Here is a 14,395-nt window from a genome sequence, read left to right on the forward strand (position 1 = left end):
GGCGATCGATCCCCTGGAAAGCGCTCGTAAGGGGTTCGTTTAGATCTGCCTGGAGGACTTGTAGACGTTGACGCCGAGTTCGCGAATCTTCTTGCGCAGCGTGTTGCGGTTGAGCCCCAGCAGTTCGGCAGCCTTGATCTGGTTACCGCGCGTTGCGGTCATCGAGGCGAGGACCAGCGGATATTCGACCTCGGAGAGGATTCGCTGATAGAGCCCGGCCGGCGGCAAGTCGCCGGCAAACGAGGCAAAATAGCGTTGAAGGAAATGCTCCACCGCCTGGCCGATGGAAAGGTCATCGGGAATGAGGTTGCCGCCACCTGGAACGACAGGTCTTTCGCCTGTCTTCAACTCCGCCTCGATGATCTCGGCGGAAATCTCGTCCTGCGAATACAGCGCAGCCAGCCTGCGGATGAGGTTTTCGAGTTCGCGCACGTTACCCGGCCATGGATAGCGCTTCATCAGCTCGATGCCGCCGGTGGAAATGCGCTTGGTCTGCAGACCTTCACTGGCGCCGAGCTTGAAGAAGTGCCGGACGAGGTCCGGAATGTCCTCCGATCGCTCGCGCAGCGCCGGCAGCCTGAGCGGCACAACGTTCAAGCGGTAGAACAGATCCTCGCGGAAAAGCCCCTGATTGATCAGCGTGCGCAGGTCCTTGTTGGTGGCAGCGACGATGCGCACGTCGGTCTTGATCGGTGTGCGGCCGCCGACCGTGGTGTATTCGCCCTGCTGCAACACACGCAGCAGCCGCGTCTGCGCTTCCATCGGCATGTCGCCGATCTCGTCGAGGAAGAGCGTGCCGCCTTCGGCCTGCTCGAAACGGCCGGTGGAGCGGTTCTGCGCGCCGGTAAAGGCGCCCTTCTCGTGCCCGAACAACTCCGATTCGATCAAGTCGCGCGGGATTGCTGCCATGTTGATGGCGACGAAGGGACCGCCTCGGCGGCGGCCGTATTCATGCAGCGCGCGCGCCACCAGTTCCTTACCGGTACCCGACTCTCCGCTGATCATGACCGTCAGGTCGGTCTGCATCATGCGCGCCAGCATGCGGTAGATGTCCTGCATGGCCGCCGAGCGGCCGACCAGCGGCATCGTTTCCGGCGGCTCGTCGGCCCGCGTATCGATCTTCGGCCGCCGCGGCTCGGAAAGTGCGCGGTTGACGATGTTGAGCAGCTCGGTCAGGTCGAACGGTTTCGGCAGATATTCATAGGCCCCGGTTTCGGAGGCACGAATTGCTGTCATGAACGTGTTCTGGGCGCTCATGACGATGACCGGCAGTTCCGGTCGCGCCTTCTTGATGCGCGGCAGCATGTCGAAGGCGTTCTCGTCAGGCATGACAACGTCGGTGATAACCAGATCGCCCTCGCCCGCCGCAACCCAGCGCCACAGCGTCGAAGCGTTGGAGGTGACACGCACGTCGTGGCCGACGCGCGAAAGCGCTTGGTTGAGGACAGTGCGGATGGCCGCATCGTCGTCGGCGACGAGAATATTGCCGCGAACGGTCATTTGCGGTCTCCTTCACCGTCGTCGTCGGTGCCAAACTGGGTTTCTTTCCACGCCGGCATCAGGATGCGGAAGGTGGTCCCGCGCGGCGTCGATTCGCATTCAATGATGCCGCCATGCTCGCCGACGATCTTTGCGACCAGCGCCAGACCGAGACCGGAGCCGTTCGGCTTGGTGGTGATGAAGGGATCGAACAGGATCGGCAGGATATCCTCGGAGACACCCGAACCGTTGTCGCGTACGCAGAATTCCAATGGCAGCGACACGCGATCCTGAGTCCCGGGTACAGAAACGCGAATGCCCGGGCGGAAGGCGGTCGATAGCATGATTTCGCCCTGGGGATCGCTGCCGATCGCCTCGGCGGCATTTTTTACCAGATTGAGGAACACCTGGATGAGCTGGTCGCGATTGGCAAAAACCGGAGGCAATGATGGATCATAATCCTCCAATATCTTGATCCGCTTGGCAAAACCGTTCTTGGCGATTGCTTTGACATGGTCGAGCACGACATGGATGTTGACAGGGTAGCGGTCGATCGGCCGCTCGTCCGAAAACACCTCCATGCGGTCGACCAGCGAGACAATGCGGTCGGTCTCGTCGGTGATCAGCCTGGTCAGTGCGCGATCCTCGTCGGACGCCGACAGCTCAAGCAGCTGCGCGGCACCACGAATGCCGGACAGCGGGTTCTTGATCTCATGGGCAAGCATCGCGGCGAGGCCGGTGACCGAGCGCGCCGCGCCGCGATGCGTCATCTGCCGATCGATCTTGTCGGCCATTGAGCGTTCCTGGAACATCACCACGACTGAGCCTGGAAATTCCGTCACCGGCGCGACGTAGAGGTCGACCACCTTCTCGATGCCGAGACGTGGCGACGACACGTCCACCCGGTATTCGTTGACCGGCGCCCGGCGCTCGCGCACCTGGTCGACAAGCGTCAGCAGCGGGCTGCCGAAAGGAATGAGCTTGTGCAGCGTGTTGCGGGCGAGCATCGTGGCACTCGAACGGAAAAAATCCTCGGCATCCGCATTGGCGAAGGTGATGAAGCCTTGCGGATCGACCATGATCACCGGCCGACGAATGGTGTTGAGCACAATATGCGCGGCGTCCGACATATCCGTGCTCTGTGTGACGGTGGCGTTCATGCCGCACTCCGCAGGTTTGCCGCCTCGGGAGCGCTTGAGAACATGTCGCGCAGCAAGGCAACGACACGCCCAGGCTCGAAAGACGTGAGTACGGCCTTGCGCCGGTCGTCGCTTGTCGCGGCGTGGCGGTCGAGATACCAGCCGAGATGCTTGCGCGCCTGGCGCAATCCGCTTTCCATGCCATAGAGCGTCAGCACGTCTTCGTAATGGGCAATGACGTAGTCGCTCAGCGCTTGCGGGCTGTCCGGCATGCCGGATACCGGCTCTGCCCGCGCGGCCGCTACAATGCTGCCGGCAGTCCACGGCGCGCCATAGTGCGCACGGCCGATCATCACCGCGTCGGCGCCGGACTGGTCGAGGATCGACGCAGCCTCTGCCGGCGAGCCGACATCGCCATTGGCAACGACCGGGATCGAGACGGCCTGCTTGACGCGTGCGATGGCACGCCAGTCGGCTTTGCCCTGATAGAACTGGCACCGTGTGCGACCGTGTACCGTCACCATCTTCACCCCGGCCTGCTCGGCGCGTCGCGCCAGCATCGGCGCGTTGAGCGCACCTTCGTCCCAGCCGAGCCGCATTTTGACCGTGACCGGCACATCGACCGCGGCGACCACCGCTTCGATCAGCGACAGCGCGTGGTCGAGGTCTCGCATCAGTGCCGAACCGGCATAGCCGCCCGTCACCTTTTTGGCCGGACAGCCCATGTTGATGTCGATGATGTCGGCGCCCTCGCCGGCCGCGATTCGCGCGCCCTCGGCCATGTGCACCGCCTCGCGGCCGGCAAGCTGGACCATGTGGACAGGCAGCCCGGAATGACGGATCCGCAGGCCCGAGCCAGCCCTGCCCTTTGCAAGCTCACCGCTCGCCACCATTTCCGATACAACCAGCCCGGCGCCATGGGCATGGGCGCGGTGCCGGAACGGCTCGTCGGTGATGCCCGACATCGGCGCGAGAAACACGCGATTGCGGATTCTCACGCCACCCACATCCAGCGGCGAAGCCAATTTGGTCACATCAGGCATGCACAAAAACCAAGCACCTTCGATTGCTGCACATTCTCTAGCCAGAACGACGGCAATGTGCAACGCGCAATGTCGTGACATTAAGGCGCATTTGGGAAAAAAGGATCGCCGGACCGCATCAATCCTGGGTCTTCTGAAAGCGATATCACTTTTCTGGATCATGCGCTAAGCGTCTCGCCATGAGAGATGTGAGCGAAAAGCATGCTGCCGACGACAAAGTCGCCGTGGTCATCGTTGCTGCCGGCCGCGGCGCGCGCGCCGGACAGGCCAATGGGCCGAAGCAATATCAGCAGATTGGCGGCGGCGCCGTTATTGCACGCACACTCGACGCCTTTCTGACGCATCCGAAGATTGGACCTGTCGTGGTTGTTATCCATGCCGATGACGGCGCGCTTTTCCGTCGCGCCGCCGGCGCAAATGCCGACCGTGTCGTCGCTGTGACCGGTGGTACGTCACGGCAGGAGTCCGTTCGCCTTGGACTGCTGGCGTTGAGAAGCCATGCGCCGGGCCGGGTCCTGATCCATGATGCGGCTCGGCCGTTTGTCGACGCGGAACTGATAGACCGCACGATCGCCGCCATTGGCGAGCGCCAGGGAGCACTGCCTGCCTTGCCCGTTGCCGATACGCTCAAGCGCGAAACGGCCGAAGGCATGATCGGCGAAACCGTGTCCAGGGCCGGGCTTCATGCCGCACAGACACCGCAGGGCTTTCCGTTCTGGCCGATCCTGGCTGCGCACGAAAAGGCTCATCATCTGGGCAAGGCGGATTTCACCGACGATGCGGCAATCGCCGAATGGGCACATATTCCGGTGAAGATCGTTCCCGGCTCGCCGGACAATGTCAAACTGACCTGGGCACGGGATATTGCAATGGCGGATCAGCGGCTTTCCAGCGCCCCACGTTTTCCGGACATCCGAACCGGCAATGGCTATGACGTCCATGCCTTCGAGCCCGGCGACCATGTCACCCTGTGCGGCGTCGCTATCCCGCACCGCAAGAAATTGTCCGGCCATTCGGATGCCGATGTCGGTCTCCACGCCTTGACCGACGCGCTGCTCGCCACCTGCGGCGTCGGTGACATCGGCACGCATTTCCCGCCATCCGACCCGCAATGGAAAGGGGCCGCTTCACGCATCTTTGTCGAACACGCGGCCAAGCTGGTGCGCGAGCGCGGCGGCCGCATTGCCAACGCCGATATCACGCTGATCTGCGAGGCGCCGCGCGTCGGCCCTCATCGAGAGGCCATGACCGAAGCGCTTTCCGCAATGCTGCGAATTTCGCGCGACCGCATCTCTATCAAGGCGACAACCAATGAGAAGCTCGGCTTCGTCGGCCGTGAGGAAGGCATAGCGGCCATCGCGACCGCCAGCGTTGTATTTCCGGGGGATGTCCCTGAATGAGCAATAGCGATCTCGCAGATGCCCTGCTTCAAGCCTGCCAGCAGCGCGGCATCATGCTGGTGACGGCCGAGAGCTGCACCGGCGGCATGATCATCGCCGCGCTGACCGACATTGCCGGCTCTTCCGCGGTGGTCGATCGCGGCTTTATCACCTATTCTAACAAGGCCAAGACCGAGATGCTCGGCGTCTCGGCCGCTACGCTCGAGGTGCACGGCGCGGTCTCGCGCGAGATTGCGGTGGAGATGGCGGCCGGGGCCTTGGCCCATTCGCCGGCCGGGCTCGCCCTGGCGGTGACCGGCATCGCCGGACCGGGCGGCGGCTCGGCGGAAAAACCTGTCGGCCTGGTCTGGTTCGGCGTTGCCGTGGCTGGCCGGCCGGTAGTCAGCGAATGCCAGCTGTTCGCCGACAAGGGCCGGGATTTCATCCGCAGGGAGACGGTCCGGCATGCGCTTGAGCTGGGTCTGCGCGCGCTCGCTGCGGATCAGGCTGCCGATGGCGCGCCGTAGATGATTTCGGCCCGTTTCTCGAACGCCTCGGAGAACATGCGGAAGGCGCGGTCGAACATGGTTCCCATGACCGCACCCAAAATGCGGCTCTTGAACTCATAGTCGATAAAGAAGCAGACGTTGCAACCGCGGCCGTCCCCCGGGTCGAAACGCCAGACATTGCTCAGATATTTGAACGGGCCGTCGATGTAATTGACGTCGATGGCGTTCTCGTCAGGCTTCAGCAGCACCTGCGTGGTGAAAGTCTCGCGGATCGCCTTGTAGCCAATGCTCATGTCGGCGATGAGCAGCGTGCGTCCGTTGCGTTCCTTGCGCGAGCGAACCGTCAGTGCCTCGCAAAGCGGCAGGAATTGCGGATAGGATTCGACATCGGCGACCAGAGCGAACATCTGTTCAGGCGTATGCGCGACGCGGCGATGGGCTTCGAATTGTGGCATGAAACCAGTTTGTTAGGCGGACTTCCTGAGAAACGCTTCGCGCGCCGCGCGTAGTCTGGCGAAATCGTCGCCGGCATGGTGCGACGAGCGCGTCAGCGGGCTCGACGCCACCAGCAGGAAGCCCTTGGTCCTGCCGATCGTCTCGAAGGACTTGAACTCCTCAGGCGTGACGAAGCGGATCACCGGATGGTGTTTCTTCGACGGCTGCAGATATTGGCCGATGGTCATGAAGTCGACATTGGCCGAACGCAGATCGTCCATCAGTTGCAGGATTTCGTTCCGCTCCTCGCCGAGGCCAACCATGATGCCGGATTTGGTGAAGATCGACGGATCGAGCTCTTTGACCCGCTGCAACAGCCTGATCGAATGGAAATAGCGGGCGCCCGGCCGGACCGTCAGATAGTTCGACGGCACGGTCTCCAGATTGTGGTTGAAAACGTCGGGCTTGGCCGCCACCACAATCTCCAGCGCGCCTTCCTTGCGCAGGAAGTCGGGCGTCAGGATTTCGATCGTCGTCAGAGGCGTTGCTGCCCTGATCGCACGGATGACATCGGCAAAATGCTGGGCCCCGCCATCGGCGAGATCGTCGCGATCGACGGAGGTGATGACGACATGGCTCAAGCCCATCTGCTTGACCGCATGTGCGACGCGCGCCGGCTCATCGGGATCGAGTGCGGTCGGGATGCCGGTGGCGACGTTGCAAAAGGCGCAGGCCCGCGTGCAGATCTCGCCCATGATCATGAAGGTGGCGTGCTTCTTTTCCCAACACTCGCCGATATTGGGGCAGCCCGCCTCTTCGCAAACCGTTACCAGTTTGTGAGACTTAACGATTTCGCGCGTCTCGGCATAGCCTTTCGACATCGGCGCCTTGACGCGGATCCAGTCGGGCTTGCGCAGCACATCCTGGTCGGGCTTGTGCGCCTTTTCAGGATGCCGCAGGCGCGGCGCATTGGCGATCGTGTCGAGGACGGTGACCATATGAAATCCGGTTCATTCGCGATCGCCTGTCCGACGTTCGCTTTCCCAAGTCATCTAGGACTTTTCGCTGCAAAGAAAAAGGCCGCGGCGGCGCATGCCGCCACAGCCGTTTTCGCATGGCAAGAGTTCAGCAACTAACGGCGCACCATGCGTCCTACCCAGATCAGCAGGCAGGCGCCAATGAAACCGGTGATCAGATAGGCGATCCAGCCGGCTCCGAAGGCGCCGATGTTGAGCGCCTGCAGGATGGCATTCAGCACGATCGCGCCGACGATGCCAAGAACGATGTTCATCAAGATGCCGGTGTTGCTCTTCATGAACATCTCGGCAAACCAGCCCGCCAAACCGCCGATGATGATGGCTGCTACCCAGCCCACGCCGTTCACGTCCATATGCCCTCTCCTGTGGTGATGAATGCATCCGGAAACGAATTACCTTGCCGTCGAGTTCCTTGGCTCTCACCTGTTGAGTCTCACGCGGCCAATTTATCATGCGTTGAGCGCACGGCCATAGGCGTCGAGGACGCTTTCCTTCATCATCTCCGACAGCGTCGGGTGCGGGAAGATCGTGTGCATCAGCTCTTCCTCGGTGGTCTCCAGGTTCATCGCCACGACGAAACCCTGGATCAGTTCGGTTACTTCTGCGCCGACCATGTGGGCACCCAGCAACTGGCCGGTCTTCTTGTCGAAAATGGTCTTGACGAAGCCTTGGTCCTCGCCGAGCGCAATCGCCTTGCCGTTTGCCGCGAACTGGAAGCGGCCGACGCGGATGTCCTTGCCGTCGGCTTTCGCTTTGGCTTCCGTCAGTCCGACCGAGGCGACTTGCGGATTGCAATAGGTGCAGCCCGGAATCTTCAGCTTGTCGGTGGCATGCACGCCGGGGAAATTGGCGATCTTTTCCACGCACACCACGCCCTCGTGCTCGGCCTTGTGGGCGAGCATCGGCGGTCCGGCGACGTCACCGATGGCATAGATGCCGGGCACGTTGGTCTTGCCGTAGCCGTCGACGACGACGCAACCGCGTTCCGTCTTCACGCCGAGCGTCTCGAGGCCGAGATTCTCGATATTGCCCTGTACGCCGACGGCCGAGATCATACGATCGGCGGTGATCTTCTCGACCTTGCCGTCCTTCATCTCGACATGCGCAGTGACCGAGTTAGTGCCCTTCTCGACCTTGGTCACCTTGGCTTCGAGCATGATTTTCATGCCTTGCTTTTCGAACTGCTTTTGCGCGAATTTCGAGACTTCGGCGTCCTCGACCGGCATCACTGCCGGCAGCAGTTCGACCACCGTCACCTCCGCGCCCATGGTGCGGTAGAACGACGCGAACTCGATGCCGATGGCGCCCGAGCCCATCACCAGCAGCGATTTCGGCATCTCTTTCGGCACCATCGCCTCGAAATAGGTCCAGATCAGCTTGCCGTCCGGCTCGATGCCGGGCAGCGCCCGCGGCCTGGCGCCGGTCGCCAGGATGATGTGCTTCGCGGTGTAGGTGCCCTCGCCCCTGACGCCCTTGGGCGCCGGCGGCTGCGGCTCCATCGGCTTCTTCGACGATTTCGACACGACGATTTCGCCGGGTTTGGTCAGTTTGGCTTCGCCCCAGATGACGTCGACCTTGTTCTTCTTCATCAGGAAGCCGACGCCGCCGTTGAGCCGCAGCGAGACCTTTCGCGAGCGATCGACGACGGCGGCTGTGTCGACGCTGACCTTGCCGTCGATCTTCAGGCCGTAGTCCTTCAGATGATCCGAATAGTGCATGATCTCGGCCGAGCGCAGCAGCGCCTTGGTCGGAATGCAGCCCCAGTTGAGGCAGATGCCGCCAAGGTGCTCGCGCTCGACGATCGCCGTCTTGAAGCCGAGCTGAGCGGAGCGCACGGCCGTGACATAGCCGCCGGGGCCGGAGCCGATGATGATGACGTCGTAGTTCTCAGCCACGGCTTTCTCCTTCACAATTCCAGCATGAGGCGCACGAGCGGCGCCAGCGCATGCCCGATGTTCCGCGTATTTTCCGCGTCGAGGTGGACGCCGTCGAGCGGCGTCGTTTTGGCCACCGAGCCGGCATCGAAGAAGCCGCAGCCGGCTTCGTCGGCAAGGGCGGAATACTGCGCCGCCAATCGCAACGAGGCCTCATCGCCGCCGGCGAACATTTCCTTGAATTCGGCATTCTCCGTGCGGCTGACTACGGGCGGTGCGACGATCAGTATCTGCGGCGCCAGCCAATCGAACGGGTAATCGTGGCCGAGCACGATATCGATCAGGCGTTGCACGCCTTGCTTGGCCGCGACCGGATTGCCGTGAATCCACGGCTTCATATCGTTGGCGCCGAGCATGATGATGATCAAATCAATCGGCGCATGCGTCGTCAGGATTGTTGGCAACAGCCTTGCGCCATTGCGGTCCGCCCCGGCCAAGTGATCGTCGAAGGCGGTGGTTCGGCCATTCAGGCCTTCGGCAATGATCTCGACGCCGCTGCCCAATGCCGCCTGCAGCACGCTCGGCCAGCGATCTTCCAGCGGATGCCGGCCGAGGTTTGCCGCGTCATAGCCCCAGGTCAGCGAATCGCCATAGCAGAGGACCGTCTTCATGTGCCTGCCCCGCCGAAACCTGGTTGCGTGCGCCCCAAACGCCAGCGCACGAAAAGCCACTGAACCAGCACCGTAGCGATGCCTGGCAGGACGAGACCGGCGACGATAGGAAGATCGCTTGACCACTGGCGCTTGCCCGGCGGCTGGGAGAAAGTCCAGCCGATCAGGGCAACTCCAATGAGCACAAAAAATGCCACCCCTATGATCGCCGTCAGTTTTGTTGCCCGTTGTGGGTCCGACATGAATTGTGCGATTAAGAATGCGAGCGTCGCGAAGATGGTGACGAGAGCCGAGATCATGAATACAAGGATGTACTCCACGTCGGCATTGGTGGCGACGGCGAGCCACTGCACCACCAATCCGCCGGCCAAACCGGAAAGAAAGAAGGCAAAAAGGCTGGTGAAGAATTTCCGCACCGCCCTGTTCCCCTCTCTTAGACCAGCATGCCCATCGGATTTTCGATCATACGCTTGAAGGCGACGAGCAGCTCGGCGCCGAGCGCACCGTCGACTGCGCGGTGATCGGTCGACAGCGTCACCGACATGATTGTTGCGATCTTGATCTCGCCGTTCTTGACCACTGCGCGCTGTTCGCCGGCGCCGACCGCCAGGATCGTCGCATGTGGCGGGTTGATGACGGCAGAAAAATCCTTGACGCCGAACATGCCGAGATTGGACACCGCCGTGGTGCCGCCCTGATATTCTTCCGGCTTCAGCTTGCGGCTGCGGGCGCGGCCGGCAAGATCCTTCATCTCGTTGGAGATGACGGACATCGTCTTTTCGTCAGCACGCCGGATGATAGGGGTGATCAGGCCGCCGGGGATCGATACGGCAACGCCGACATCGGCGTGCTTGTGCTTGATCATGGCGTTTTCTGTCCACGACGCATTGGCATCCGGCACCGCCATCATCGCCATGGCCAGAGCCTTGATGACCATGTCGTTGACGGAAAGCTTGTAGGCCGGCGTTTCGCCCTTCTCGGTCTTCTTCACCGGGGCGGCCGCATTGATCTGCGTGCGCAGCGCCAGAAGTGCGTCGAGCTCGCAGTCGAGCGTCAGATAGAAATGCGGAATGGTGGTCTTGGCCTCGACCAGCCGGCGCGCGATGGTCTTGCGCATATTGTCGTGCGGGACAAGCTCGTAGGAGCCTTCGGCAAACAGTTTGAGCACCTGCTCGTCCGACATCGCCTTGGGTGCTGCGGCCGCAGGTGCCGGAGCGCCGGCGGGCGCCGCTTTTGCTGCTGGTGCCGCCTTGGCGCCGCCACTGGAAATCGCGGCATCGACATCGGCCTTGACTACGCGACCATGCGGGCCGGAGCCCGTCACCGCCGACACATCGACACCGGCCTCCTTGGCGATGCGGCGGGCCAATGGCGAGGCGAAGATGCGCTCACCGTTTGCATGGCCGTTGGCGACCGGCGCCGCTTCCGCCTTAGGTACAGCAGGCTCCTGCTTCGGCGCTTCGGGCTTTGGTGTTTCAGCTTTGGAGGCGTCCGCTTTCGGAGCCTCAGCCTTTGCCGGCGCAGCGCCGTCACCGCTTTTCGCGGCGGCCGCCGCATCCTCCCCCTCGGCCGCCAGCACCGCGATCAGCGCATTGACCTTGACGCCTTCAGTGCCGGCCGGAACCACCAGCTTGGCAACCGTACCTTCGTCGACGGCTTCGACTTCCATCGTTGCCTTGTCGGTCTCGATCTCGGCAATCACGTCGCCCGGCGAAACCTTGTCGCCTTCCTTGACGAGCCACTTGGAAAGGTTGCCTTCTTCCATCGTGGGCGAAAGCGCCGGCATGGTGATGTTGATTGGCATTTTGTCCTCCCACCCTGCTCAGCGATACGTGACGGCTTTGACCGCCTCGACGACCTCGCCGACATTGGGCAGCGCCAGCTTTTCGAGGTTCGCCGCATAGGGCATCGGCACGTCCTTGCCGGCAATGGTGATGACCGGTGCGTCGAGGAAATCGAAGGCGCGCTGCGAGACCTGATTGGCGATATGGTCGCCGACCGAGTTCTGCGGAAAGCCTTCCTCGACCACCACCAGGCGATTGGTCTTTTTGACCGAGGCGATGATCGTGTCGAAGTCGAGCGGGCGAATGGTGCGCAAGTCGATGATCTCGGCATCGATGCCCATGCCGCGCAACTCCGCCTCCGCCTTGATCGCATAGGTCATGCCGATGCCGAACGAGACGATGGTCACGTCCTTGCCGGATTTGTGAATGCGCGCCTTGCCGATCGGCAACACGAAATCGTCCATCTTCGGCACGTCGAAGGAGTGGCCGTAAAGGATTTCGTTTTCGAGGAAGATGACCGGGTTCGGGTCGCGGATCGCCGCCTTAAGCAGACCCTTGGCGTCAGCGGCGGTATAAGGCATCACCACCTTCAGGCCGGGAATATGGCTGTACCAGGCGGCATAGCATTGCGAATGCTGCGCGGCGACGCGGGCAGCCGCGCCGTTCGGGCCGCGAAAGACGATCGGGGCGCCCATCTGGCCGCCGGACATATAGAGCGTCTTGGCGGCCGAATTGATGATCTGGTCGATCGCCTGCATGGCGAAGTTGAAGGTCATGAATTCGACGATCGGCTTCAAGCCGGCCATCGCCGCGCCAACACCAACGCCGGCAAAGCCGTGCTCGGTGATCGGCGTGTCGACCACGCGCCGCGGACCGAATTCCTGCAACAGGCCTTGCGTGATCTTGTAGGCACCCTGGTACTCGGCAACCTCCTCGCCCATGACAAAGACGTCGCCATCGCGGCGCATTTCCTCCGCCATTGCATCGCGCAAGGCTTCACGCACTGTGGTCGAGACCATTTCGGTGCCGGCCGGGATGTCCGGATCGGCGGCAATTTCCAGCCTGGGCGCGGCGGCAACAGGTGCTGCCGCTTCGTTCTTGGCCGGAGCAGCCGCGGGGGCCGGAGCAGCCGCGGGGGCCGGAGCAGCCGCGGACGCTTCCGCTTGCGACTCGATAGCCTCCTCGCCGATGCCTTCGCCTGCCTCGTCGATGTCTTCGCCATCGACGGCCAGCACAGCGATCAGTGTGTTGACCTTGACACCCTCAGTGCCGGCAGGAACCACGATCTTGGCAAGCGTGCCATCGTCCACGGCTTCGACTTCCATCGTTGCCTTGTCGGTCTCGATCTCGGCAATGGCGTCACCGGCTACGACCTTATCGCCCTCTTTCTTCAACCACTTGGAAACATTACCCTCTTCCATGGTCGGCGAGAGGGCGGGCATGAGAATTTCGATCGGCATGTCCTTGCCCTCTCGTTAGAGTACGATATCGGTCCAGAGCTCCGACGGATCCGGCTCCGCGTCGTTCTGGGCGAATTCTGCGGCGTCGGCGACGACGTCGCGGACTTCCTTGTCGATGGCCTTGAGCTCGTCCTCGCTTGCCCATTTTTTGTCGAGCAGCCGCGCCTTGACCTGCTCGATCGGGTCACGTTCTGAGCGCATTTTCTGCACTTCTTCCTTGGAGCGGTATTTTGCCGGATCCGACATCGAATGGCCGCGGTAACGATAGGTCTGCATTTCGAGAATGAGCGGCCCATTGCCGGCGCGGCACCATTCGGCGGCGAGGTCGCCGGCGGCCTTCACGGCGCGCACATCCATGCCGTCGACCTGGATGCCTGGAATCTTGAAGGAGGCGCCGCGGTGCGAGAAATCCGTCTCGGCCGACGAGCGCGAGACCGAGGTGCCCATGGCGTAGCGGTTGTTCTCGATGATGTAGATCACCGGAAGCTTCCACAGCGAGGCCATGTTGAAGCTTTCGTAGACCTGGCCCTGGTTCGCGGCGCCATCGCCGAAATAGGTCAGCGTCACATTGTTGTTGCCGCGATAACGGTTGGCGAAGGCAATGCCGGTGCCGAGCGACACTTGCGCGCCGACGATGCCGTGGCCGCCGTAAAAATGCTTCTCCTTGGAGAACATGTGCATGGAGCCGCCCTTGCCTCTGGACAGGCCGCTACGGCGCCCGGTCAGTTCGGCCATGACGCCGCGCGGCGACAACTCCATGGCCAGCATATGACCATGGTCGCGATAGGCGGTGATCATCTGGTCGCCATCGATCAGCGCCATCTTCATGCCGGTAACGACCGCTTCCTGGCCGATGTAGAGGTGGCAGAAACCGCCGATGAAGCCCATGCCGTAAAGCTGGCCGGCCTTTTCCTCGAAGCGGCGGATGAGCAGCATGTGCCGGTAGCCGGCAAGCTCCTGGTCCTTGGTGAATTCAACAGGCTTTGGGGTGGAAAGGCCCGGCGTTTTGCCGTCTGATTTGGATTTGGCAGGCGCTTTTCTGGTGGCGGTGGCCATGCATCACTCCCTGTTGGCGTCTCTTGGCGGACAGCGAGGGAGATCAGTTCTCCCACCGATTTGAGGCAGGCTAACATGCAGGGAAGGCTTTCGCCATGCCGAAAACGCATGGCTGTCATGCATCTAAGCAATTAAAATCATTGCAAATATCGCTGATTAACTGAAATCAGGTTATCTTGCGACCGGCAGCATGATGGTGATCTCGTCGGCGTGGGACAGATTAAGCGCCTTGCGCGCCTGCTCGTCCAGCATGTCCTTCTCCAGCGTGCCCTCATGCATCAGCTGAACGCGGCGCTCGAGATCGATCCGGCGCGCCTTGACGGCATCGAGCCTGCCCTGCAATTCGGCAGTCTCAGCTTCGAGCTGATACTTGGAATAGATGCCGAACTCGCCATGATAGGCATGGAAGCCGAAATAAGTCAGGAACACCACGCAGAGCGAGGGGATGATCAGCCGGCCGGTGTTTCTTTGCTTGTGCTGGCGTGTCCACATGATCCGAATCCTCTACGCCGCCTTTGTCGCCCGATTG

General features: G+C 62.0%; 15 protein-coding genes. 2 read left to right on the forward strand and 13 right to left on the reverse strand.

The features are described 5' to 3' along the window. Window positions 1–39: 39 nt before the first annotated feature. The 3 genes from ntrC to dusB are packed head-to-tail and all read right to left on the reverse strand — an operon-like array spanning window position 40 to window position 3,661. Window positions 40–1,500: a nitrogen regulation protein NR(I) gene (ntrC, locus tag RQ479_RS06435; RefSeq protein ID WP_352466165.1), complete on the reverse strand. Its 1,461-nt coding sequence runs from the start codon at window positions 1,498–1,500 to the stop codon at window positions 40–42. Next, window positions 1,497–2,639, reverse strand: coding sequence for a nitrogen regulation protein NR(II) (locus RQ479_RS06440; protein ID WP_376704493.1), 1,143 nt, complete (start codon window positions 2,637–2,639; stop codon window positions 1,497–1,499). Before RQ479_RS06440 ends, ntrC begins: the two co-directional genes overlap by 4 nt. Further along, window positions 2,636–3,661 (reverse strand): tRNA dihydrouridine synthase DusB, encoded by a 1,026-nt coding sequence (gene dusB / locus RQ479_RS06445; protein ID WP_376704494.1) that lies wholly within the window; start codon window positions 3,659–3,661, stop codon window positions 2,636–2,638. Before dusB ends, RQ479_RS06440 begins: the two co-directional genes overlap by 4 nt. A 179-nt stretch (window positions 3,662–3,840) precedes the next feature. Between dusB and RQ479_RS06450 the strand changes: the two genes are divergently transcribed. Together RQ479_RS06450 and RQ479_RS06455 are read left to right on the forward strand one after the other, a co-directional pair. Beyond that, entirely contained in the window at window positions 3,841–5,061 is a 1,221-nt protein-coding gene (locus RQ479_RS06450) for a bifunctional 2-C-methyl-D-erythritol 4-phosphate cytidylyltransferase/2-C-methyl-D-erythritol 2,4-cyclodiphosphate synthase (protein WP_376704495.1), read from the forward strand. After that, window positions 5,058–5,567, forward strand: a complete 510-nt coding sequence (locus tag RQ479_RS06455; protein WP_376704496.1) for a CinA family protein — start codon at window positions 5,058–5,060, stop codon at window positions 5,565–5,567. The genes RQ479_RS06450 and RQ479_RS06455 overlap by 4 nt, the downstream gene beginning before the upstream one ends. Here RQ479_RS06455 and RQ479_RS06460 read toward each other — a convergent pair. The 10 genes from RQ479_RS06460 to RQ479_RS06505 form a co-directional block, all read right to left on the reverse strand. After that, window positions 5,543–6,004 (reverse strand): type II toxin-antitoxin system RatA family toxin, encoded by a 462-nt coding sequence (locus tag RQ479_RS06460; protein WP_376704497.1) that lies wholly within the window; start codon window positions 6,002–6,004, stop codon window positions 5,543–5,545. The two genes, RQ479_RS06455 and RQ479_RS06460, sit on opposite strands and share 25 nt — an antisense overlap. Window positions 6,005–6,016: 12 nt before the next feature. Next, the gene (lipA, locus tag RQ479_RS06465) at window positions 6,017–6,982 is read right to left on the reverse strand and encodes a lipoyl synthase (protein WP_376704498.1); all 966 of its coding nucleotides are present in this window, start codon (window positions 6,980–6,982) and stop codon (window positions 6,017–6,019) included. 134 nt (window positions 6,983–7,116) lie between these two features. Beyond that, complete coding sequence (locus RQ479_RS06470; protein ID WP_376704499.1) at window positions 7,117–7,374, reverse strand: GlsB/YeaQ/YmgE family stress response membrane protein; 258 nt, start codon at window positions 7,372–7,374, stop codon at window positions 7,117–7,119. Window positions 7,375–7,470: 96 nt separating this feature from the next. Next, entirely contained in the window at window positions 7,471–8,916 is a 1,446-nt protein-coding gene (gene lpdA / locus RQ479_RS06475; protein WP_376704500.1) for a dihydrolipoyl dehydrogenase, read from the reverse strand. A gap of 11 nt (window positions 8,917–8,927) precedes the next feature. After that, window positions 8,928–9,566 carry an SGNH/GDSL hydrolase family protein gene (locus RQ479_RS06480; protein WP_376704501.1) on the reverse strand — a complete coding sequence of 213 codons (639 nt, stop codon included), beginning with the start codon at window positions 9,564–9,566 and terminating at the stop codon, window positions 8,928–8,930. Beyond that, complete coding sequence (locus RQ479_RS06485; RefSeq protein WP_376704502.1) at window positions 9,563–9,982, reverse strand: hypothetical protein; 420 nt, start codon at window positions 9,980–9,982, stop codon at window positions 9,563–9,565. The genes RQ479_RS06480 and RQ479_RS06485 overlap by 4 nt, the downstream gene beginning before the upstream one ends. 17 nt (window positions 9,983–9,999) lie before the next feature. Continuing rightward, window positions 10,000–11,370, reverse strand: a complete 1,371-nt coding sequence (locus RQ479_RS06490; protein WP_376704503.1) for a pyruvate dehydrogenase complex dihydrolipoamide acetyltransferase — start codon at window positions 11,368–11,370, stop codon at window positions 10,000–10,002. Between the two features lie 18 nt (window positions 11,371–11,388). Then, window positions 11,389–12,810, reverse strand: coding sequence for a pyruvate dehydrogenase complex E1 component subunit beta (locus RQ479_RS06495; protein WP_376704504.1), 1,422 nt, complete (start codon window positions 12,808–12,810; stop codon window positions 11,389–11,391). A 15-nt stretch (window positions 12,811–12,825) separates the two neighbouring features. Continuing rightward, window positions 12,826–13,746, reverse strand: coding sequence for a pyruvate dehydrogenase (acetyl-transferring) E1 component subunit alpha (gene pdhA / locus RQ479_RS06500; protein ID WP_376705880.1), 921 nt, complete (start codon window positions 13,744–13,746; stop codon window positions 12,826–12,828). A gap of 291 nt (window positions 13,747–14,037) precedes the next feature. Next, window positions 14,038–14,358: a septum formation initiator family protein gene (locus RQ479_RS06505; protein ID WP_292655325.1), complete on the reverse strand. Its 321-nt coding sequence runs from the start codon at window positions 14,356–14,358 to the stop codon at window positions 14,038–14,040. Window positions 14,359–14,395: the final 37 nt, after the last annotated feature.

Origin of the sequence: Mesorhizobium sp. ISC25 (assembly GCF_042295465.1) — a bacterium.
Classification (GTDB): Bacteria; Pseudomonadota; Alphaproteobacteria; order Rhizobiales; family Rhizobiaceae; genus Mesorhizobium.

What these genes read in the sequence shown, in the direction of transcription:
- RQ479_RS06450 (WP_376704495.1), top strand. Translation starts at nt 3,841, where the DNA reads ATGAGAGATGTGAGCGAAAAGCATGCTGCCGACGACAAAGTCGCCGTG.
- RQ479_RS06490 (WP_376704503.1), bottom strand. Translation starts at nt 11,370, where the DNA reads ATGCCAATCAACATCACCATGCCGGCGCTTTCGCCCACGATGGAAGAA.
- RQ479_RS06440 (WP_376704493.1), bottom strand. Translation starts at nt 2,639, where the DNA reads ATGAACGCCACCGTCACACAGAGCACGGATATGTCGGACGCCGCGCAT.
- lipA (WP_376704498.1), bottom strand. Translation starts at nt 6,982, where the DNA reads ATGGTCACCGTCCTCGACACGATCGCCAATGCGCCGCGCCTGCGGCAT.
- RQ479_RS06505 (WP_292655325.1), bottom strand. Translation starts at nt 14,358, where the DNA reads ATGTGGACACGCCAGCACAAGCAAAGAAACACCGGCCGGCTGATCATC.
- dusB (WP_376704494.1), bottom strand. Translation starts at nt 3,661, where the DNA reads ATGCCTGATGTGACCAAATTGGCTTCGCCGCTGGATGTGGGTGGCGTG.
- RQ479_RS06455 (WP_376704496.1), top strand. Translation starts at nt 5,058, where the DNA reads ATGAGCAATAGCGATCTCGCAGATGCCCTGCTTCAAGCCTGCCAGCAG.
- RQ479_RS06470 (WP_376704499.1), bottom strand. Translation starts at nt 7,374, where the DNA reads ATGGACGTGAACGGCGTGGGCTGGGTAGCAGCCATCATCATCGGCGGT.
- pdhA (WP_376705880.1), bottom strand. Translation starts at nt 13,746, where the DNA reads ATGCTGCTCATCCGCCGCTTCGAGGAAAAGGCCGGCCAGCTTTACGGC.
- RQ479_RS06495 (WP_376704504.1), bottom strand. Translation starts at nt 12,810, where the DNA reads ATGCCGATCGAAATTCTCATGCCCGCCCTCTCGCCGACCATGGAAGAG.
- ntrC (WP_352466165.1), bottom strand. Translation starts at nt 1,500, where the DNA reads ATGACCGTTCGCGGCAATATTCTCGTCGCCGACGACGATGCGGCCATC.
- RQ479_RS06460 (WP_376704497.1), bottom strand. Translation starts at nt 6,004, where the DNA reads ATGCCACAATTCGAAGCCCATCGCCGCGTCGCGCATACGCCTGAACAG.
- RQ479_RS06480 (WP_376704501.1), bottom strand. Translation starts at nt 9,566, where the DNA reads ATGAAGACGGTCCTCTGCTATGGCGATTCGCTGACCTGGGGCTATGAC.